The organism is uncultured Flavobacterium sp. (assembly GCF_963974175.1).
GTDB lineage: Bacteria > Bacteroidota > Bacteroidia > Flavobacteriales > Flavobacteriaceae > Flavobacterium.
Map to the genome: position 1 here is coordinate 1 of NZ_CAXBBR010000005.1, position 21,583 is coordinate 21,583.

18 protein-coding genes are annotated in these 21,583 nt (G+C 34.4%); 10 read left to right on the forward strand and 8 right to left on the reverse strand.

The features are described 5' to 3' along the window. Positions 1 to 184: 184 nt before the first annotated feature. Positions 185 to 1,633, forward strand: coding sequence for an amino acid permease (locus tag AAC069_RS09675; protein ID WP_339920270.1), 1,449 nt, complete (start codon positions 185 to 187; stop codon positions 1,631 to 1,633). A gap of 9 nt (positions 1,634 to 1,642) precedes the next feature. Here the strand turns inward: AAC069_RS09675 and AAC069_RS09680 are convergent, their stop codons facing one another. Then, a complete protein-coding gene (locus tag AAC069_RS09680) occupies positions 1,643 to 2,323 on the reverse strand; it encodes a Crp/Fnr family transcriptional regulator (protein ID WP_339920271.1) in 681 nt (226 codons plus the stop codon). Between the two features lie 105 nt (positions 2,324 to 2,428). Between AAC069_RS09680 and AAC069_RS09685 the strand changes: the two genes are divergently transcribed. From AAC069_RS09685 to AAC069_RS09725, 9 genes are all read left to right on the forward strand, one after another. Continuing rightward, a complete protein-coding gene (locus AAC069_RS09685; RefSeq protein ID WP_339920272.1) occupies positions 2,429 to 4,807 on the forward strand; it encodes a heavy metal translocating P-type ATPase metal-binding domain-containing protein in 2,379 nt (792 codons plus the stop codon). A 95-nt stretch (positions 4,808 to 4,902) separates the two neighbouring features. Continuing rightward, entirely contained in the window at positions 4,903 to 5,094 is a 192-nt protein-coding gene (gene ccoS / locus AAC069_RS09690; RefSeq protein ID WP_091087498.1) for a cbb3-type cytochrome oxidase assembly protein CcoS, read from the forward strand. A gap of 2 nt (positions 5,095 to 5,096) precedes the next feature. Continuing rightward, a complete protein-coding gene (gene ccoN / locus AAC069_RS09695; RefSeq protein WP_339920273.1) occupies positions 5,097 to 7,286 on the forward strand; it encodes a cytochrome-c oxidase, cbb3-type subunit I in 2,190 nt (729 codons plus the stop codon). A 5-nt stretch (positions 7,287 to 7,291) separates the two neighbouring features. Next, positions 7,292 to 7,462, forward strand: a complete 171-nt coding sequence (locus AAC069_RS09700) for a CcoQ/FixQ family Cbb3-type cytochrome c oxidase assembly chaperone (RefSeq protein WP_339920274.1) — start codon at positions 7,292 to 7,294, stop codon at positions 7,460 to 7,462. 24 nt (positions 7,463 to 7,486) lie between these two features. Continuing rightward, positions 7,487 to 8,383 (forward strand): cbb3-type cytochrome c oxidase N-terminal domain-containing protein, encoded by an 897-nt coding sequence (locus AAC069_RS09705; protein WP_339920275.1) that lies wholly within the window; start codon positions 7,487 to 7,489, stop codon positions 8,381 to 8,383. 26 nt (positions 8,384 to 8,409) lie between these two features. After that, positions 8,410 to 9,828: a cytochrome c oxidase accessory protein CcoG gene (gene ccoG / locus AAC069_RS09710; RefSeq protein ID WP_339920276.1), complete on the forward strand. Its 1,419-nt coding sequence runs from the start codon at positions 8,410 to 8,412 to the stop codon at positions 9,826 to 9,828. Positions 9,829 to 9,945: 117 nt separating this feature from the next. After that, the gene (locus tag AAC069_RS09715) at positions 9,946 to 10,395 is read left to right on the forward strand and encodes a FixH family protein (RefSeq protein ID WP_091087481.1); all 450 of its coding nucleotides are present in this window, start codon (positions 9,946 to 9,948) and stop codon (positions 10,393 to 10,395) included. Between the two features lie 56 nt (positions 10,396 to 10,451). Further along, on the forward strand, positions 10,452 to 11,153 hold the full coding sequence (locus AAC069_RS09720; protein WP_339920277.1) for a sulfite exporter TauE/SafE family protein: 702 nt from the start codon (positions 10,452 to 10,454) through the stop codon (positions 11,151 to 11,153). A gap of 32 nt (positions 11,154 to 11,185) precedes the next feature. Next, positions 11,186 to 11,395 (forward strand): DUF465 domain-containing protein, encoded by a 210-nt coding sequence (locus AAC069_RS09725; protein ID WP_339920278.1) that lies wholly within the window; start codon positions 11,186 to 11,188, stop codon positions 11,393 to 11,395. A gap of 179 nt (positions 11,396 to 11,574) precedes the next feature. On the opposite strand, the gene hemN is transcribed toward AAC069_RS09725, so the two are convergent. From hemN to AAC069_RS09760, 7 genes are all read right to left on the reverse strand, one after another. Then, a complete protein-coding gene (gene hemN / locus AAC069_RS09730) occupies positions 11,575 to 12,939 on the reverse strand; it encodes an oxygen-independent coproporphyrinogen III oxidase (protein ID WP_339920279.1) in 1,365 nt (454 codons plus the stop codon). Between the two features lie 139 nt (positions 12,940 to 13,078). Continuing rightward, positions 13,079 to 15,091 carry a DUF349 domain-containing protein gene (locus AAC069_RS09735; protein WP_339920280.1) on the reverse strand — a complete coding sequence of 671 codons (2,013 nt, stop codon included), beginning with the start codon at positions 15,089 to 15,091 and terminating at the stop codon, positions 13,079 to 13,081. A gap of 331 nt (positions 15,092 to 15,422) precedes the next feature. Then, positions 15,423 to 16,175 carry a shikimate dehydrogenase gene (locus AAC069_RS09740; protein ID WP_339920281.1) on the reverse strand — a complete coding sequence of 251 codons (753 nt, stop codon included), beginning with the start codon at positions 16,173 to 16,175 and terminating at the stop codon, positions 15,423 to 15,425. 2 nt (positions 16,176 to 16,177) lie between these two features. After that, positions 16,178 to 17,572 carry a tetratricopeptide repeat protein gene (locus tag AAC069_RS09745; protein WP_339920282.1) on the reverse strand — a complete coding sequence of 465 codons (1,395 nt, stop codon included), beginning with the start codon at positions 17,570 to 17,572 and terminating at the stop codon, positions 16,178 to 16,180. Between the two features lie 132 nt (positions 17,573 to 17,704). Next, positions 17,705 to 18,901, reverse strand: coding sequence for an aspartate aminotransferase family protein (locus AAC069_RS09750; protein WP_339920283.1), 1,197 nt, complete (start codon positions 18,899 to 18,901; stop codon positions 17,705 to 17,707). 40 nt (positions 18,902 to 18,941) lie between these two features. Then, positions 18,942 to 19,778 (reverse strand): prolipoprotein diacylglyceryl transferase, encoded by an 837-nt coding sequence (lgt, locus tag AAC069_RS09755; protein WP_339920284.1) that lies wholly within the window; start codon positions 19,776 to 19,778, stop codon positions 18,942 to 18,944. A gap of 51 nt (positions 19,779 to 19,829) precedes the next feature. After that, positions 19,830 to 21,458 carry an OstA-like protein gene (locus AAC069_RS09760; protein WP_339920285.1) on the reverse strand — a complete coding sequence of 543 codons (1,629 nt, stop codon included), beginning with the start codon at positions 21,456 to 21,458 and terminating at the stop codon, positions 19,830 to 19,832. Positions 21,459 to 21,583: the final 125 nt, after the last annotated feature.

Below are 21,583 nucleotides of genomic sequence, written 5' to 3' on the forward strand. Positions count from 1 at the left end.
GAAGAAGCGAAGCGGCTTCCGAAAAATTAGGAATTGGAAAATCTATGATTTTCAAATATTCCAAATTGGAAGAAGCGAAGCGGCTTCCGAAAAATTAGGAATTGGAAAATCTATGATTTTCAAGTATTCCAGATTGGGAAGAAGCGAAGAAGTTATAATTTTTTTGAATTGATATAAATAGAATATGTCGGAAAATAAAACCGAGTTAAAACGCTCGTTAGGATTAGTTGATGCTACTAGTTTAGTAGCTGGTTCTATGATAGGTTCAGGGATTTTTATAGTAACATCAGCAATGGCGCGTGACATTGGTTCTGCTGCCTGGTTGTTGATAATATGGGTGGTTACGGGTTTAATTACTGTGGCTGCTGCATTAAGTTATGGTGAGTTGGCCGGAATGATGCCTAACGCTGGCGGACAATTTGTCTACATTCAGCGTGCTTACGGAAGATTAGTTTCCTTTTTATATGGATGGACGGTTTTTACCGTGATTCAAACAGGAGTAATTGCTGCAATAGCAGTGACTTTTGCAAGTTACGCCGCTATATTTTTTCCTTTTTTAGATGATACTTTGTTTAAAATTAGTAGTTCTATAACTTTTACAAACAGTAAGTTACTGGCTATTTTGAGTATTATTTTATTAACCTACATTAATACTAAAGGGGTTAAAACTGGAAAAGCGGTACAACTAATTCTAACTTCGGCTAAATTGATTGCTTTATTCGCTTTAATTATTTTAGGAATTTATGTGGGATTAAAAACGGATGTTTTGGTGAATAACTTCACTAATATGTGGGATGCTAGTAAAACGGTACTTAATTCGGACGGAACAGTAACGGTTACAAAATTGGCAGGAACAGCAATTCTAGGAGCAGCAGCAGCAACAATAATTAATTCATTGTTTTCTAGTGACGCTTGGAATAATGTGACTTTTATTGCAGGAGAAATTAAAGAGCCTAAAAAGAATATTCCACGTAGTTTATTCCTTGGTACTTTGATTGTTACTATTATTTATGTGTTGGCAAACGTAGCTTATTTAGCGTTACTACCAATGCAAGGAACACCTGGTGCTACAACTGTTTTTGATAGTGGAATCATGTTTGCAAGTAACGACAGAGTAGGAGCAGCGGCAGCTGGTATGATTATGGGTAATGTTAGTGTTTTTGTAATGGCTGCGCTTATTATGGTGTCTACCTTTGGCGCTAACAGTGGATTGATACTTTCGGGAGGTAGATTGTTTTATGCTATGGCAAAAGACGGTTTGTTTTTTAAACAAGCAACAGAATTAAATAAAAACCAAGTTCCAGCTAAGGCTTTGTGGGTACAATGTGTCTGGGCTTGTGTATTGGCAGTTTCAGGTAAGTTTGGTGACTTACTCACCTATGCGACTTTTGCGTCTTTACTCTTTTATATTTTAACTATTATTGGTGTATTTGTTCTTAGAAAAAAAGAACCAGATACTGAACGACCATATAAAGCTTTTGGCTATCCTTTTGTACCCGCTATTTATGTATTAATAACTTCGGCAATATGTATCACATTATTGGTCTATGATACTTTAAATACAGGTTTAGGACTTGGAATAGTGTTTTTAGGAATTCCTGTTTACTATTTTATGATGAATAAAAAAGAATAGTGAAGCTGTTTATTCGGAGATCTTTTTTAATTTACTAATGTCAATAATAGTAATTTTTTTACCTACTAATTTGATTAATCCCAATTTATTAAAATCAGACAGTAAACGAATACAGCTTTCAGTTGCTGTCCCTATCATACTGGCTAACTCGTCTCTTGATAGTTGAATTTTTAAGGAGTCATCTTCGTTTTTTCCAAAGGTTTCGTGTAAATAAAGCAGCGTTTCAGCTAATCGTTCTTTCACGGTTTTTTGAGCCATATTGACTGTGTGGCTATCGGCTTCTTTTAAGTCACCGCATATCGTTTTCATTACATTCATTGAAAACTGATTGTTTTTATCAAAGAATCCCATGACTTCGGTTTTTGGAATAAAACACACTTCCATGTCTTCAAGCGCAACGGCGCTTAAGTTAACGGGTTCTTCACTAATCATAGAGCGTTGGCCTAGTAATTCTCCTTTTGAGACTAGTTTGACAATATGATCTTTTCCATTGGGACTTAATTTAGTAAGTTTACAAACCCCGTCCTTAATACAGAATATTCCATTTACATTTTCTCCTTCTTCAAAAATGACTTCTCCTTTTCGGATAATGCGTGATGTTTTACAACCGGCAAGTTTTACCAGTTCATCTTTATTAAGAGCTTTCAGTGAGCTGAATTCTCTAACAATACATTGTTCGCATTTTGACATTATAAGAGGGGATTAGGTCGGTAAATTTACGAATTTATATGACATATATCATATTTTTATTAACATTCGTTTAAGAGCTTTGCATCAGGTAAAATGAGCAAAATTATGGACACACAAAATTGTTTCCATTGTGGTTTAGATGTTATTAAAGCAGATGAAATTATTTTTGACGATAAAAATTTTTGTTGCAACGGTTGCAAAACCGTGTACGAAATTTTCAGCGTCAATGATTTGACATGCTATTATGATTTTGAAAAATCCCCTGGAGCAACCCCACTTGATATTAAAGGCAAATATGATTTCTTAGAAAACGAAAGTATCGTTTCAAAGTTATTAGAATTTGAAGAACAGGCTACGGCTATTGTTTCACTTAGCATACCGCATATTCATTGTAGCTCCTGTATTTGGATTTTAGAAAACTTACAGCGACTTCAAAAAGGAATAAGCACTTCGCAGGTTAATTTTCCTGAGAAAAAGGTCCGAATTACGTATGATCCCCAAGCTGTTTCTCTAAGTAAAATTGTTTATTTACTGAGTTCCATTGGCTACGAGCCTTATATTAGTCTGGAAAATTACGAAACTGGAAAAAAGAATGTAGATAGAAGTTTGACGTATAAGTTAGGAGTTGCTTTTTTCTGCTTCGGTAATATTATGTTGCTTTCCTTTCCAGAATATTTTGATGTGAACGAATATTGGTTGGATACTTATAAACCGTTCTTTCGCTGGCTTATTTTTGTCATGTCCTTACCTTCATTTTTCTACTCCGCCTCCGATTATTATGTGTCGGCCTATAAAAGTATCAGGTCTAAAATGCTAAATATTGACATTCCTATTGCATTGGGAATTATTGTGATGTTTGTACGAAGTACGGTTGATATTGTTTTTGATTATGGGTCTGGTTTTTTTGATAGTCTTACTGGCTTGATATTCTTTATGTTGTTAGGAAAGATGTTTCAAATAAAAACCTATAGTTTCTTGAGTTTCGAAAGGGATTTTAAGTCTTATTTTCCAATTGCTATTACTCGAATTAATAGTGATTCTTCGGAGGAAAGTATTCCTGTTTATGATATTGAAAAAGGAGATCGACTACTTATCAGGAACCAGGAATTGATTCCGGTTGATGGGATATTAATTAGTGAAAAAGCCGCCATCGATTATAGTTTTGTCACCGGTGAAGCGGTTCCTATCACTAAGAATTCAGGTGACAAAGTATTTGCAGGTGGAAAACAGATTGGGAAAGTTATAGAAATGGAAGTGTTGTTTTCTGTTTCTCAAAGTTACCTCACCCAATTATGGAGTAATGATGTTTTTCAGAAAACTGTTGCCCAAAGACATAAAAGTATAACCGATACCATAAGCAGGTATTTTACCCCTGTGTTACTATTGATTGCTTTTGTGGCATTTGGTTATTGGATTTTTATCGACACAAATACTGCTTTTAATGTTTTTACTGCAATCTTAATTGTGGCCTGTCCTTGTGCTTTGGCATTAACTGCTCCATTTACGATGGGTAATGTCTTGCGTATCGTTGGTAAACAGAAATTTTATCTTAAAAATGCACTAGTTATTGAACAATTGGCTAAAGTTGATACCATTGTTTTTGATAAAACAGGAACGATAACCACTAATAAAAAAGCGCAAATTTCTTATGAAGGTAAGTCATTATCTAGTGAGAGTCTAACTAATATTAAAACAGTACTTCGTGCATCTAATCATCCGTTAAGTAGGATGTTGTATGACTTTCTTCCAGAAATGAAAAGTGTTGCCATTACTGATTTTGAAGAAATAACTGGCAAAGGGATTCGGGCTAAGATTCAAGGAATAGAGGTGATAATAGGATCGGCTGTATTTGCAGGTAGTCCAGACGAGAATACTGTGTTGCAAACGGCGGTTCATATTACTATTAATGAGCAGTACTTTGGGAAGTATGTTTTTAATAATCAATATAGAGAAGGATTAGAAAGTCTGTTTAAGAGTTTGAAGGATACATATCAAATCAAAGTGTTGTCCGGTGATAACGAGGGGGAGAAATCTTCTTTAGAAACACTGTTACCTTACGGAACTGAATTGATTTTTGACCAGAAGCCGGAGCAAAAACTGGAATTTATCAAGCAATTGCAAGAACAAGGAAGAAATGTAATGATGGTGGGCGATGGTTTGAATGATGCAGGGGCATTGGCGCAAAGCAATGTCGGAATTTCTATTTCAGAAAATGTCAATGTTTTCTCACCAGCTTGCGACGGGATTTTAGAGGCAAACGAATTCCAAAAATTACATTACTTTTTAAAGTTGTCTAAAAAGGCAATGACAACGATTAGGATGAGTTTTGGATTGTCTTTACTCTATAACGTAGTGGGTTTGTCGTTTGCGATTACCGGACATCTGCAGCCTTTGGTCGCAGCTATTATTATGCCACTGAGTACGATAACGATTGTTAGTTTTGTTACAATAATGAGCAATTTTTACGCTAAGAAATTAAGATAATTTTAGATAAATATTAACAAATAATAAGTAAGTATGATAATTGTCATACTTTATAAAAAAGGTGCAGGTTACCTTTGTAAACACAAATTGTAGGTATGAGTGTCATTTATTTATTAATCTCCATCAGTATAGTTGTTGCTGTGGCATTTTTTATTGCATTTTTAATTGCAGTAAGAAGTGGTCAGTATGATGATGACTATACGCCATCAGTCCGAATGCTATTCGACGACGAACTCAAGATTACCCCCAAAAAGGAAATACAAACAACAGAAGAAAAACACAATTAATTATGGAAATGCAGCAGTTTTATTATGACAACAAAATTGTAAAGAAGTTCATTTACGCTACCATCGTTTTTGGAATAGTCGGAATGACCGTCGGACTTTTATTAGCAACATTATTTTTATTCCCTAACCTTACAGATGGCGTTTCGTGGTTGAGTTTTGGTCGATTAAGACCACTACATACCAATGCTGTTATTTTTGCTTTCGTTGGAAATGCAATGTTTGCTGGGGTTTATTATTCCTTACAGCGACTGCTGAAGGCGAGAATGTTTAGTGATTTCCTGAGTAATCTGAATTTCTGGGGTTGGCAACTAATTATTGTTGCTGCCGCAATTTCGTTACCAATGGGGTATTCATCATCTAAGGAATATGCGGAACTAGAATGGCCAATTGATATTGCGATTGCATTGATTTGGGTTGTTTTTGGTATCAATATGATCGGGACGATTTTAAAAAGAAGAGAACGTCATTTATATGTTGCGATATGGTTTTATTTGGCCACTTTCGTTACTGTAGCGGTGTTACATATTTTCAATAGCTTGGCAATACCGGTATCGCCAATGAAAAGTTACTCAGTTTATGCAGGAGTTCAAGATGCTTTAGTTCAATGGTGGTACGGTCATAACGCCGTAGCTTTTTTCTTGACGACACCTTATTTAGGATTGATGTACTACTTTGTTCCAAAAGCTGCAAATCGTCCAGTATATTCTTATCGATTGTCTATTGTTCACTTTTGGTCGTTAATATTTTTATACATCTGGGCAGGACCACACCATTTATTATATTCGGCATTGCCAAACTGGGCACAAAATTTAGGGGTTGTATTTTCAATTATGTTATTGGCGCCTTCTTGGGGAGGAATGATCAATGGTTTACTAACTTTAAGAGGTGCTTGGGATAAAGTACGTGTAGATCCAGTATTAAAATTCTTCGTAGTTGCGATTACTGGTTATGGAATGGCCACTTTTGAAGGACCTATGTTATCTCTTAAAAATGTAAATGCAATTGCGCATTTCACGGATTGGATTATTGCACACGTTCACGTGGGAGCATTAGCTTGGAATGGATTTATGGCTTTTGGTATGATTTATTGGTTGATTCCAAGAATGACAAAAGGACCTTTGTTTTCTCTTAAATTGGCAAATTTCCACTTTTGGATTGGAACCTTAGGAATTATCCTTTATACGATTCCTATGTATGTTGCTGGTTTCTTGCAAGCTTCTATGTGGAAACAGTTTAATCCTGACGGTACATTAACGTATGGTAATTTTCTTGAAACAGTAACGCAAATTATGCCAATGTATTGGATGCGTGCTATAGGAGGTACTTTATATATTATTGGGATGTTTGTTTTGACTTATAATGTTATAAGAACAGTTAGAGCGAATGCAAAAGTCGAAGATGAATTAGCTGAAGCTCCAGAATTACAAAAAATTAGCAGTAGTAGAATTAAAGGAGAGAAGTTCCACCCTTGGTTAGAGAGAAAACCAATTCAGTTGACCATATTGGCTACAATTGCTATTTTAATTGGAGGGGTTATCCAAATTGTTCCTACTATAATGGTAAAATCTAATATTCCAACTATTGCAAGTGTTAAGCCATATACGCCATTAGAGTTAGAGGGTCGTGATTTATACATCCGTGAAGGTTGTGTGGGTTGTCACTCACAAATGGTACGTCCTTTCCGTAGTGAAGTTGAACGTTATGGGCCACAATCTAAAGCAGGTGAATTTGTGTATGATCACCCATTTCTTTGGGGATCAAAACGTACAGGTCCAGATTTGTTAAGAGTAGGTGGTAAATACAATGACAACTGGCATTTTAACCATATGTGGAGTCCGCAAAGTACTTCGGCAGGTTCTATTATGCCTGGTTATAAATGGTTGTTCGATAATAGCGCATTAGATATCTCAGATATTGAAGGAAAAATGAAAGTGATGCAAACGTTAGGAGTTCCTTATACAGATGCTGAAGTTGCAAATGCTAAAAATGCCATTAAAGAACAATCACAAAAGATTGAAGACAACCTTCATGCAGATCCTGACTTTGTAAAAAGTTATGAAGACAGTAAGAAGAAAGCAGCTGCAAGAGGAGAAGAATTTGTACCGATGCATCAAAGAGAAATTGTTGCTTTAATCGCATACATTCAAAGGCTTGGAACAGATATTAAAGTAAAAGATAACGCTAAAAACTAAAAATCATGTTTGAACAAATAAAACACAACATGGAAACCATCGCAGGAGTTGAGATCTATCCGATACTGTCTTTATTGATTTTCTTTTGCTTCTTTGTGGGACTGGGTTTATGGGTTGTATCCTATAAAAAGGATAAAATTGATGAATTGAGCCAAATGCCGTTGAACGATAATTAATAGTATAATTTCAAAATAATTAAAATGAAAAAATTAATTCCAGCATATGTCAGAGTACCGGTAATTTTCTTCATCATTCTTGGTGCAATGGAATATTTTATCGACTCAGGTGATCGCGCAGCATTTCTAAAATACCCTATGGTTTCGGTGTTTTTGTTAGTATTCCTATTTCTTTTAATAGCGATAGAAATTACAATAAAAGCGATTGATAATATTACTTATCAGTTGCTTACGGAGGAACAGAAAGCGGAAATGGCTGAAGTGAGTACCTCAAGTATTCAAGATAGCGAATGGTATAAAAAATTGATGAAAAGGCTTACTAAGACAGAGCCAATAGAAAATGAGGGGAGTTTATTGCTGAATCATGATTATGATGGTATCAAGGAGCTAGATAATAATTTACCACCGTGGTGGGTGTATTTATTCTACGGTTGTATTGTTTTCGCCGCAGTTTATCTAGTTCGTTTTGAAGTTATGGATGGTGACAACCAGGAAACGGAACTTAAAAAAGAATTGGCTCAAGCTAAAATTGATGTCGCAGAATATATGAAAACCGCTCCAGATTTAATGGATGAGAAGACCGTGGTTTTACTAACTGAACCAGCTGATTTGGCAGAAGGAAAAGTAATTTTCACAACTAATTGTGCTGCTTGTCATAGAGCTGATGCAGGAGGGCAAATTGGTCCAAACTTGACAGATGATAAATGGATTTTAGGTGGCGGAATTAAAAATGTATTCCATACTTTAGTTAATGGAGGTCGTGATGGAAAAGGAATGATTTCTTGGAAAGGAACGCTGAAACCAAAGGAAATGCAGAAAGTAGCAAGTTATATATTGTCTTTAAAAGATAGCAACCCTAAAGATCCAAAAGCACCGGAAGGTGAGGTTTGGGTTGACGATAACGCTACGGTTGTTAAATAAAGAATAGTTCAAATAAAACACACAAAATGTCAAAGTTACCGGATGAAGCTTTTAGAGATACCATAGGTACCATCGATGATGAAGGAAACAGAAAGTTTATATTCCCTAAAAGGCCTTCGGGTAAATTTTGGGAATATAGAAAGTGGGTTAGTTATTTTTTATTGATTATTCTGATTGCAAATCCTTTTATAAAGGTGAATGGCAATCAGTTCATGATGTTTAATATCTTAGAACGCCGATTTAATATTTTTGGATTTCCGTTTTGGCCGCAGGATATTTATTTATTCGTGCTATTTATGATTGTGGGAGTGGTGTTTGTTATCTTGTTTACGGTTATTTTTGGAAGAATATTTTGTGGATGGATTTGTCCGCAAACCATATTCTTAGAAATGGTTTTCCGTAGAATTGAATTTTGGATAGAAGGAGATAGAGGAGCTCAAATTAGACTTTCTAAACAGGAATGGAATGCAGAGAAAATCAGAAAGAAGGGTTTTAAATGGACTATCTTTTTATTAATATCTTTTGGTATTGCTAATGTTTTCTTAGCCTACCTTATCAGTAGTGATGAGTTGATCAAGATGATTGAAGAAGGACCATCTAGTCATTTGAGTACATTGATAGCGCTTTCTATTTTTACCGGAGTTTTCTATTTTATTTTTGTTTGGTTTAGAGAACAGGTTTGTATTATAGCATGTCCTTATGGTAGATTACAAGGAGTTCTTTTAGATAATAAATCAATAAATGTCGCTTATGATTTTGTTCGTGGCGAAAAAGAAGTAGGCCGGGCAAAATTTAATAAACAAGAAGATAGAGCAGTTACTGGGAAAGGGGATTGTATTGATTGTAAACAATGTGTAAATGTATGTCCAACTGGAATAGATATTCGTAACGGGACTCAACTGGAATGCGTTAATTGTACTGCCTGTATCGATGAATGTGATGTAATAATGGAGAGTGTAGGATTGCCTAAAGGGTTGATTCGCTATGCATCTGAAGATGAAATAGAGAAAAAAGAGCCTTTCAAATTCACAGCAAGAATGAAAGGATATACCGCTATTTTGGCCATTTTAGTCGGAATATTAATTGGTTTATTATTTCTACGTAATGACGTTGAAGCAAATATCCTAAGACTACCGGGACAATTGTTTCAACACAAAGGAGAAAATATCAGTAATATTTATACTTATAAAATCATTAATAAAACAAACAATGATTTTAATGATGTTCATTTCAAATTAGTAGGCATTAAAGGATCATTAAAACTAGTAGGAAATCAATCCATCAAAGTGCCAAAACAAGGAATGAAGAACGGGACTTTGTTTGTAGAGATTAATCAGTATTTATTGGAAAGTGATAAGACGACGCTTAAAATTGAGGTTTATGAGGGAAGTAAAAAAGTGGTGACTAGTTCAACAAGTTTTCTAAGCCCTAGGACTTTTGATTAGGTAATTGTTCTTTTATGGTTTTTGTATTGAATATATTTTATATCAAGAAATAAATAGTAATAAACATTCTCATTTGCCATCGGGAATTACCCTTCAGGGGTTAGCTGGCTTTGTATTATGAAAATAAATTGGGGAACAGGAATTGCCATCGCTATAGCATTATTCATGGCTTTTATTTTATATTTTGTTATTAAAGTACAGTCCAATTCGAAATATGACAATGAATTGGTTGTCGAAGAATACTATAAGCATGATGCTGTTTTTGAGCAAGAAATGGAGAGGATTCAAAATGCACATGATTTAGCTGAAAAACCTGTTTTTACAAAAACAGAAGCCGGAGTAACTGTCGTTTTTCCAGCTGTTTTTATTCCAAATAAGATTAAAGGAAAAGTGTCCCTTTATAGACCGTCTAACAAAAAATTAGATTTTGAAATTCCAATTTCGTCATCTAATCCAACTTTGCTCATACCTAAATCAAAATTGGTAGGCGGTCAATGGGACATTAATATGGAGTGGCAATATGAAGGCACAGAATATTTATCGAAGGAAGCAATTTACATTAATTAGTCACAAAGGTTGATTATCAATACTATTAATAATCAACTTTCAAACATTCGAGTCAAATGTTATATACAGCATTTTTTTTCGGTCTGATCAGTAGTTTTCATTGTATAGGCATGTGCGGTCCGATTGCTATGATGTTGCCTGTCGACAGAAATAATCCTACCAAAAAAGTGACTCAAATTATCACCTATCATATTGGGAGATTGACTGCTTATGGTACTATTGGACTTGTATTCGGATTGGTTGGTAAAGGTTTTTTTATGGCAGGAATTCAACAGAATTTATCAATATTTATAGGGATTGCGATGATAGCCGTAATTTTGATTCCAGAGAAGATATTCGCAAAATATAATTTTTCTAAACCTGTTTTCGTTTTGATTTCTAAAATAAAAACAACTTTAGGAAGTCAGTTTAGAAACAAGAGTTATAAATCACTATTCACCATAGGTTTATTAAATGGGTTTCTACCTTGCGGTATGGTTTACGTAGCTTTGTTTGGTGCAATAGCCATGCAGAATGCTGGTTTTGGAGTATTGTACATGGTTCTATTCGGGTTGGGAACTGTACCCATGATGAGTAGTGTGATTTACATCAATTCGTATTTGACCATTCCTATTCGAAACAGAATTCAAAAAGTCATTCCTTATGTTGCAGTTATTATTGGGGTACTTTTTATTTTAAGAGGGTTAGGTCTAGGGATACCTTATGTTTCTCCTTCAAATATGAGCCTTTTTGTACAAGAAAATCCGCAATGTCATTAAAATACTATTATTAATTATTTAAAATAAATATAATGGAAAGACACGATTTATTACACGAATTCCCAGAATTTCATGACAAAATTCATCAACTAAAAACGGATGACAGTCATTTTAAAAAATTATTTGACGAATACAATGAATTAGAACATCAAGTTCATCGTATTAATACAGATGTTGAGGTCGTAACTGATGAATATGCACACGAAGTAAAAGCTAAAATAACGAACTATATTCTATGTTGACTAAGGAAGAATAATTGAATTTAGTGAACTAACAAAAAGAAAACCATTTAAGGCTATAAGTTGCAATAATTGCAGTGTATAGTCTTAAATGGTTTTTATGTTTTATTATATCGGCATTATACCAAAACACTTTGAACTAAAATATAAATTAATTTGGTTCAACTTTATGACGACTTGTTTTAAATCGTCATCGAGAATAATTGGGTGTCTGGGGCTTTTCGTTTTAAATGCAAGTCAAAAGCCATGCATATGTTGCGAATATAGGGCTTGCCACTTTCTGTTACTTTTAGGCTGTCTTTATTCATTTCTAGTAGTCCGTCTTTTTCCATTTCTTTTAGTTGAATAAGAACCTCGGGGATTTCTTTGAAATAAGTAGATGTATCCGTCCAGCGAGTTGAAAATTCACACATTAAATTTAAAATGTGTTTTCTTATGATGAGGTCTTCGTCAGTCAACAAATGACCTCTGAAAACAGGTAATTTATCCCATTCTAAGATTTGGTAATAGTCTTCTATTTTTTTCTCGTTTTGAGCAAAGCTGTACCAGCTATCACTTATTGAAGATACCCCTAGACCAATCATTAGTTGTGTTTTTGAAGAACTATAGCCCATGAAATTACGGTGGAGTTTGCCGTTTTCGTATGCTTCATACAAACTATCTGTTTTTAAGGCAAAATGATCCATTCCTATTTCATTATATCCATTCTCTTGAAGTAATTCCTTTCCTATTTGATACAGCTTTCTCTTTTCACTATCTTTTGGTAAGTCCTCATCTTTAAAACCACGTTGACCGTTACCTTTAATCCACGGCACATGAGCATAACTATAAAATGCCAATCGATCCGGCTGCAATGATTTTGTTTTTTCAACGGTATCAATTACATCTTCAATTTGTTGAAATGGTAATCCAAATATAATATCGTGCCCTATAGAAGTGTAGCCTATCTCCCTAGCCCAGAAAGTTACTTTAGCCACATTGTGAAAGGGCTGCTCGCGGTGTATTGCCTTTTGAACTTTTTCAGAGTAATCCTGAACACCAAAACTAACTCTTCTAAACCCTAAGTCATATAACTTTTGTAAGTGCTCGTGCGTAGTGTTATTTGGGTGTCCTTCGAAACTAAATTCGTAATCTTTTGCCTTTGTGGCATAACAAAAAATACCGTTGATTAAATCTTCTAAATTTTTTGGAGAGAAAAATGTTGGTGTTCCTCCGCCTAAATGAATTTCTTTGATTATTGGTTTTTCGCCTAGAATTTTACAATATAAAGACCATTCTTTTAAAACGGCATCTATGTATGGGCTTTCTAATGTATGGTTTTTTGTGATTCGTTTATTACAGCCACAAAAGGTGCACAAACTCTCGCAAAAGGGTAGGTGTATATAAAGACTGATGCCTTCTTTGGAGTTACTTTCTGTAAACGATTTTTGTAATGTATCAATCCAGTTTTGATATGCGAAGTCCGCTTCATTCCAGTAAGGAACGGTAGGGTAGCTAGTATATCGTGGGCCGGGAACATTATATTTTTGGATTAGAGAGTTTTTCATGAGATATCAATTTTCAGTAATCAAAAATAGATGGATTTTTGAAAAATTAAAATGATAATTATCATACTCAAGTCGGAGAAATAAAAAAGGCCTCATTCTACTTCTAGAATGAGGCCTTTATCTACAATATTTTATTATTTTATTCTTGCTTTAGGTTTCTTAGCTGTTTTAGTTTTTCTTTCCAAACGTCTAAGCTTTCTTTATGAATAGCGATGTTTTTTCTAACTTCTAAAACAATTGAATTTTCTTTTTTTGCATTTCTCGTGTTTGTAAAAAATTGAATGTTGTTTTCCAATTGTAAAATTTCGTTTTGAACTTCATCAATTTTACGCATCAAGAAAATCTTTTCGTTTTCTATTTTTCGAGTATCATTATTTTCTGATAAATGATCCATTCGATTAGCAAAACGCAACATATCTGTATCTTTTTTGCTCAAACTCAATTTGTCAAATAGGGCATCCAGGATTTTATTAAATTTCCCTTCGATATGCCTTCTAGGAAAAGGAACTTTTCCAAAATTTTTCCAAGTTTCGATATGCAATTTTATAGCATCCAAATCAGTTTTATGATCTCCCGTCAATTGGTATTCACGCAATGTTTCTAAATAGGCTTTCTTCTTGTCAAAGGCTTCTATTTCTTCAATGCTATGTTCGTCTTTTTGCTCTTTTAGCTTGTTAAAATAATGATTACAAGCATCTTTGAACTCTTTCCAGATTTTATCTGAATATTTTCTTGGAACATGACCTATTTGTTTCCACTCGTCCTGAATTTTCTTCATGATTGGAGTAGTAGCAGCAAAATCAGTGCTTTCTTGTAGCTCTTGTGCTTTTGCTACTAGTGCGTTTTTCTTGGCTAAATTCTCATTTTGTTCTCTTTTAATTTCTTTATAAAATGAATTTTTAAAAGAATTAAAATTTCTAACGGCTAATTTAAATGCACCCCAAGTTTCTTCGTTAACATCTGAAGGTACTTTTCCTGCAGAGAAAAAAGAAGTTCTTAACGCTTCCACTTTTTCAATTTGACCAAGCCATTGCGAATGAGCATTTACTTTTACAGTTGCCAAAACTTCAATTGCAGCTATAATTTCTTTTTTCTTTTCTAGGTTTTCCAGCTCTGTACCTCTTAGTTTTTCAAATAAAACCTCACGCTTATCGTGCATTTGTTTTGTCAAATCACTAAATTGGTTCCAGATCTCATCACGATGTTCTTTAGAAACAGGACCTATATCCTCTTTCCAGATTCTATGTAAGTCTTGTAATTCTCTAAAGGCTTTATTTACATCGGCTTCGTTCACAAGTTCCTCAACACGAGCCACAATCTTTTGCTTTTGCTCTAAATTATGTTTAAAGTCAAGGTCTCTGGCCTCGCGATCAAGATGTAAATAGTCATAGAAATTCTCTACATGAAAATGGTAGTTATTCCATACGTGGTTGTATTTGTCTTTTGGAATCGAACCCGCATTTTTCCATCTGTCTCTTAACTCATTAAAATGCTTTAAGGTGTCTTTGATGTTTTCCTGTGGATTGATTAGCTCTTTCAGTTCTTCAACAATGGCTAATCTATTTTCTAAATTGGACTTCAAGTTCGTTTGTAAACTCTTGAAATGGGTGTTTTTATTGTCTCTATAAGTAGAGTAAGATTGATCAAACTTTGTTTTTAAAGGGAAATGGTATTGAAAATCTTCTGTTGTATCAGGGTTTTCATTATGATACTCCTCCTTTTTCTCTTCGATAAAATGGTTGTATTTTGCTAAAAATGCCTTTTTAATTTCTTCAACATGATCCTTAACTGACATTACCTTGTCGTTTGCAACAAGAATTTGTAGTTCATCTACAAGCTGTTCCATCGACAATGTATCATAATCTTGCATAGGGATATGATGACGGTCTTTTAAAGTTTCGTCCTCACTTTCCTCGGCATTAGAATCATCTATTGAGTTTAATGCTTTTTGATTTACATGTTCAGTTACAGCATCTGTGTTAACCACTTCTTCTTCAGGAGCCGCGACAATATTCTCTTCTACAACCTCTGTTGTTTCAGTAGCGGTCACTTCGGTTTCTGCAATTGTGGTCTCAACTTGAACAGATTCATTTGAATCATTAGCTACATTTCCATCTGCGTCTGGCAGGTTGTCATTCTTTTCTTCTAACATTTTTTCAATGTTTAAGGTTCCTATTTTATCGAAAACGAAAGATAGTAAAGGAATATTGAAATACAAAATAATTACCTTATTTATAGTGGTTTTAGGTTGATGAGCAGGCTTTTTTGTAGCAATTTCCTGCTATTCGCTATATCTTTTTATCTTTAATTTAGTTCAGAATCCTGAACTAAATTAAAGATAAAAAGGATGCCGCTGCTATCAGGGCTAGGGATTAGTGGGTTGATAATGAGTAGTTTATTTATATAAATAAAAAATCCCGCATTAAATGGCTATACCTCGGTACAGTTATTTAATGCAGGATTATATGTAAGAAAGGAATACTTTATTTATTCCAAATCTTCCACGCTTTTTCGGCCTGGAAAACGAGCATCTCATAGCCGTTTTTAATTTGTGCGCCTTTCTCTTTTGCCTTTTTTAGAAATTGCGTTTCTGCAGGATTATAAATCAAATCAAAAGCAATATGCTTATCTGTAAAATATTCATATGGAATTAATGGAAACGCTTCGATATCAGGACTTGTTCCCACAGGTGTAGAGTTGATTACGATTTGATTTTTTTTAAATGTAGCGGCATCAATTTCTTCATAAGAAATCGTGTTTTCTTTCCCATTTCTTGAGACGAAAGTATATTTAATCTCCAACTCATCTAAAGCAAAAGCGATACCCTTTGAGGCTCCACCTGTTCCCAGGATTAGTGCTTTCTTGTGATGCTTTTGCAACAATGGCTTTAATGCTTTCTTGAAACCATAGTAATCGGTGTTGTATCCTTTTAACTTGCCTTTTTTAGTAAATTTGATTGTATTTACAGCGCCAATTAATGCTGCTTTTTTTGATAATTTATCTAAAAAAGGCATTACAGCTTCCTTATAGGGAATGGTAACATTCATTCCTTCTAATTCCTGATGGTTGTTTTTTATGATGTCTTCAAATTCAGCAATATGCTGAATGTCAAAATTTTCATAAGTATACTCTTTATAGTTCTCGTCCTTGAATTTATCGGTAAAATACCCTTTCGAAAACGAATAGCTAATATTTCGACCCAATAAACCAAAGCGTTTTTTAATGATATCCTGCATTTTTATTTTTTATGTTTTGCAATGTAATTCTGAACCATTTTTTTTGTCCAAACTACTGGAAACATATCTTCAAGAATAATATAGTTGTCAAAGTTTAAACGCAAGCCATTACTCAAATGAAATTTTGCTTTCGTGTTATCTTGAATCATAAAGTACAATCCGGCTAAACGGTATTCTACTTCATTTTCTTCGGGATAATATTCAGATGCTTGTAATAAGGTTTGAATAGCACTTTCAAATTCACCTAAGAATTGTAGGATGTCAACCCAGAATAACCAAGTGTCTAATTCATGATCGCCAAATTCCACTGCTTTTCTAAAGCCAAATTCAGCTTCTTCAAAGAAGTTTATGTGTTTGTTTATCGTAGCATAACGCTTCCAGTACAAGCGATTTTGATTGTCTATTGCTAAGGCTTTATTTACATAAAATAACGCTTTTTGATAGTTTTTTTGACGAACATAAAAATCGGTGATGGCAATCCATCCTTTATCTAAAAGAGGATCTTCATGCACGGTTTCATTGTAAAATTTAAGTGCTAAAACTTTGTTGCCTAATTTCTCATGACATTTACCTATTCGAAGCAAAGCATAACTAGTCGCATCGTCTAATTCGATGGTACGGCTGTAGCTTTCTATCGCCTCTTCGTATTTGTTTAATCGTTCAAAAGCCTTTGCTCTTTCCATGAAAGCACCAAGGAATTCATCATCGATTAAGGTAGCGTAATCAAAGGCACGAATTGCATTTTCATAATCTTTTACACCATAATACAAACGACCCATTTGATGCCAAGCTATTTCGCTGTACGGATTTTTATCAATGTATTTATTTAAATAGGCAATCGCCTCTAAATTTTGATCTAAAAATTCAAAACAATACACCACATTATAAAGTGCAGATTGATCATCAAGGTCTTCTTCGAGACATTTAATAAAACTCTGTTTTGCCATTTCGAGATTATCCATAAACAGATATTCCATACCAATTAAATTATACACATCGGCATAATCATCAGTATATTCTAAAGCAGTATTTAGTAATTCCACCGCCTTCTCATGTTGGTCTCTTTTGGAGTAGATATTGGCTTTTTGAATGAAAATTTCTTCATTCGTAGGTTCGATGGCATATAGCTCATTGAGTAATTTCTCAGCTATATCCAGTTTGTCGTCAAATACGAGCATTTCTACTTGAACTAGTTTTAAACCAGTTGATTTAGGGTGTTGATCCAGTGCAAGTTTAAGTGCTTTTTTTGCCAGTGCGGCCTTACCCATATCGAGATAATGAAGAATAATTTCTTCAAATTCTTCCGAATCAAAAAAGAGTACTTTGTTGGTTTTCAACATGGACTCAAATTTCTTAAGGGATAAGTTATAGTCTTCTTCTTCGTTGCTTAATTGCATACTTTTATTTTTAGAATTTGGCCTACTTAAAATTAGGCATCCTTCGTTGTTATTGGAAGAAAAATCAGAATTGTTGTGAACAATTTAATTAACAAAAAGAAAACAATTTATTTATTTAGCTATTATTATATGTTAATCAACTGTAGTCGACAAAAGTATCTCATTCATTACCTCCAGCATTATTGCGCAACCTTCACGTATTTCATCGTCTGAAATTGTAAGTGGCGGCGTAATTCTTATCGCGCATCCTTCAAATAGTAACCAGAATAAAATAAGGCCTTTGTCTTGACATTTTAAAATCACTTCATTAGTTATTGCTGCGCTAGCTGTCATAGCGGCCAGCATTAACCCTTTTCCTCGGACTTCTTGTATCAAAGGGTGTACCAAAAGTGATTTAAATAGTTTTTCTTTCTCTAAGGTTCTAGGCATTAGGTCGGTTTCAGTAATTTCCTGCAAAGTGGCCAGGCAGGCTGACGCAATGACAGGATGACCACCAAAAGTGGTGATATGCCCCAGTTTTGGATTATCACTCAATAGATCCATCATTGCCGTTGCTGCGGTAAAAGCACCCACTGGCATGCCGCCTCCCATTCCTTTGCCCATTACAACAACATCGGGAACAACGTCATAATTCTGGAAACCAAATAGTTTTCCAGTTCTTCCAAAACCCGGTTGGATTTCGTCTAGAATCATAAGTGCACCAACTTCGGTACAACGTGCGCGTACTTTTTTTAGAAAATCATTATGAGGTTGAATAAAACCAGCACCACCTTGGATTGTTTCTAAAACTATACCTGCGGTTTTTGTCGTTATTTTAGCTAAATCGGCTTCATTGTTAAAAGTAATGAAATCGACATCAGGAATCAAAGGGCGAAAAATTTGTTTGCGCTCTTCAAAACCCATTATACTCATCGAGCCCATCGTATTTCCATGGTAGGCATTGTGACAAGAAATCAACTGACTGCGACCTGTAACGCGTCGAGCCAACTTAAGCGCTCCTTCAATGGCTTCCGTTCCTGAGTTAACGAGGTAGGTTTTGTCTAAAGGAGCAGGTAAGAGCGAAGCTAAAAGCTTGCAGTATTCGACCGCCGGACTTTGGGAATATTCCCCGTAAACCATTACATGTGAGTATTTGTCTAATTGATCTTTAATAGCTTGGTTTACTCTTGCGGGTTGGTGTCCTAGAGTACATGCCGAAACCCCTGCCACAAAATCAAGGTATTTTTTATTATTGGTATCGTAGATATAAGAACCTTTTGCATAGGATACTTCCATACCTAATGGATAGGGAGAAGTTTGTGCCTGATATTTTAAGAAATCTTGATTCACGTTTTTTGCTTAAAGTTTTAAAAAGGATAAAGAATAGTTTTTACACTATCGGGTTTACTTGTCGGGTTTTGAGTCTCCATAGAATTATCAGTACGCCAAAAATAATAAAGGGAATACTTAATATTTGTCCCATGTTTAAAGGCATCTGATTTTCAAAAGCCTCTTGGTTTTCTTTGAAAAATTCGATTACTAATCGTGCTGAAAATAATAATACTAGGAAAATACCAAATAGTAAACCGTCTCCTCTTTTTGTAAGGTTGGATTTATATAAAAATTGTAAGATTATAAAAATTAAAAAATAAGCGAAAGCCTCATATAGCTGCGTTGGATGTCTCGGAATTAAATCATCTTTTTGAAAAACAACACCCCAATTGCCATTGGTAGGTTTTCCATAAATCTCCGAATTCATAAAATTGCCTAATCTGATAAAAATAGCGGTTACAGGTACTGCAATTGCAATTCGGTCCAAAAGCCACAACAGATTTATTTTGTTTTTTCTATAAAACAATAAGATAGCAATCAAAACCCCAATTGTTCCGCCGTGGCTTGCCAGCCCTTGAAAACCAATGAATTTATAAACTCCTCCAATTTTTTTTATTGGTAAAAGAATTTCCATTGGATGTTGAAAAAAATAAGCGGGTTCATAAAACAGACAATGCCCTAATCTGGCTCCTAAAATTGTTCCGACAACAACATATACGAAAAGCGTATCTAATGTTTCTACTGGAACACTTTCTTTTATAAATATTCTCTTGACTATGCTATAGCCGAGTAAAACTCCAATGGCAAATAGCAACCCATAATATTTTAACGGAAAACTATCCGTTAACCATATAATTGTTGAGTCAGTATTCCAATAAATAATCTTGTCAGTCATATTTTAGGCTATTTATCTTTGAGCAGCATTTAACATTTCTTATTCTGAAAACTACTTATTCCCCTTCTTTCCATTTTTTGGAGGTGGTGGGCTTTTCTTTTTATCGTAGTTCAAGGTTTCCTTTCTGATTTTCATTGGGACATTTTCTTTTGCATCTTCTGTTGCGCCCTCTTTTATCATTTTATCGTTGAGTTCGTTGTCTTCATCCGAAAAGATATCTTCTTTTGATTTTATCCGTTCATCCCCTCGCCAGACAAGGCCTCTAAGTTTTCTTGCGTTTTCTGGTAAATCTTTGTCAGGATAAATGTCTCCATCAACTTGTTTGAAAAAAGTAATCGTTTCTACAGCATTATTTTCAAAAATAAGGTTGATTTTGCTGCTCAAATTTTTATTGATACCAATGAGTTCTTGTGCATCATTCCGCATATAGTAGATTACCTCTGCATTTTTTACGATATCGACATCATGTAGTTTGCCTTCTTCGAACTTTCCATATAGATTTTGCCCTTTTACCTGATTATAGCCAGTTCCCAGGGTGTCTTTCGAGACCAGAAAAGTGTTGTTGAGCACCTTGAGTGAATCAAGTTCTTGAGTAGCGTTGTTTCCTATAAGATGCATTATATCTCCTGTGATTTGGTTTTCACCGTTCCATAGTACCGGGTTTCCGATTAGTTTTGTTAAGGCTGTTTTTGAACTTGAATGTATCGAATCACATTTTCCGCTCATGTCTGTTTTAAAAAAGCGCACATTAGTGAAGGCTCGAATAATTTGATTGCCCTCTTTACCGGTCACCATCAATTTTTTACCGTGAATATAGACAGAGTCATTTTCGACAAAATTCACAGCTACCGCTCTTTTAGTGACAAACAGGGAATCTTGTTTTTTATATATTTCGGCATAATGTCCCTTTACAATTCCTCGATTAATGGAATCAGTTATTTTTACATTACGTGTTGCCGAAGCGAATTCTTTATTTCGATCATAATACAAACTGTCTCCTTCAATAAGTCGGTCTTCATATTTTATATAGGATTTTCTAAGAAAATGGCCCAAGTTTCTTTTGGTGTCATAAAACCCTTTTTCAGTATAGATGTAATTTTTCTTACTTGTAATTGTCGAAGGCCCAAAAAGATAGGAGTGACCAGAATTTGTAAAATAATCTACATGATTAGATTTTATTACATAAGTAGGATTAGTGATTGTAACAGCTGTCAGGAACTGGAATTTTTTTTGATTTACATAGTATTTCCCGGATTTACTTACTAATGTGTTGTCTTTATTGATAATTGTTCCTTTTGTATTGTAATATACTTCTTGAGAATTTCGATCGAAGTTTATCGTATCCGTTGCTAAAGTAGCATCTGGAGAACTCATGAAAGCTTCACCAGTTGCAAAAGCTTTCTTGGCGTTACCACTATACTCCGCATATTTACTGTTAAGGTATAGAGTATCACCTTGAACCAATTGCACATTTCCAAAAGCTTTAATGTAATTCTCTTTTTGAAAATAGTAGGCCTTATTACAAGTGAGTACTACACCATCATGGTTAACTCGCACGTTTCCAGTAAGTAAAAAGGCGTCAGGCATCTCTGCTTGATTAACATCTGCAAAATCAGAATGTTCAACAATAATTTTTTTTGGTGCTTGTGCCAAAACGGATTTTGAACTTAATATTGCCAAACAACAACAGATGAAAAATAAGGACTTCTTCAATGGATTTATTTTTTTTCAAATTTAAGAAAAAGGAAACAATCCTAATCTATATTAGCATTTATTTATAAGTTCAAAACCATTACTGATTAATA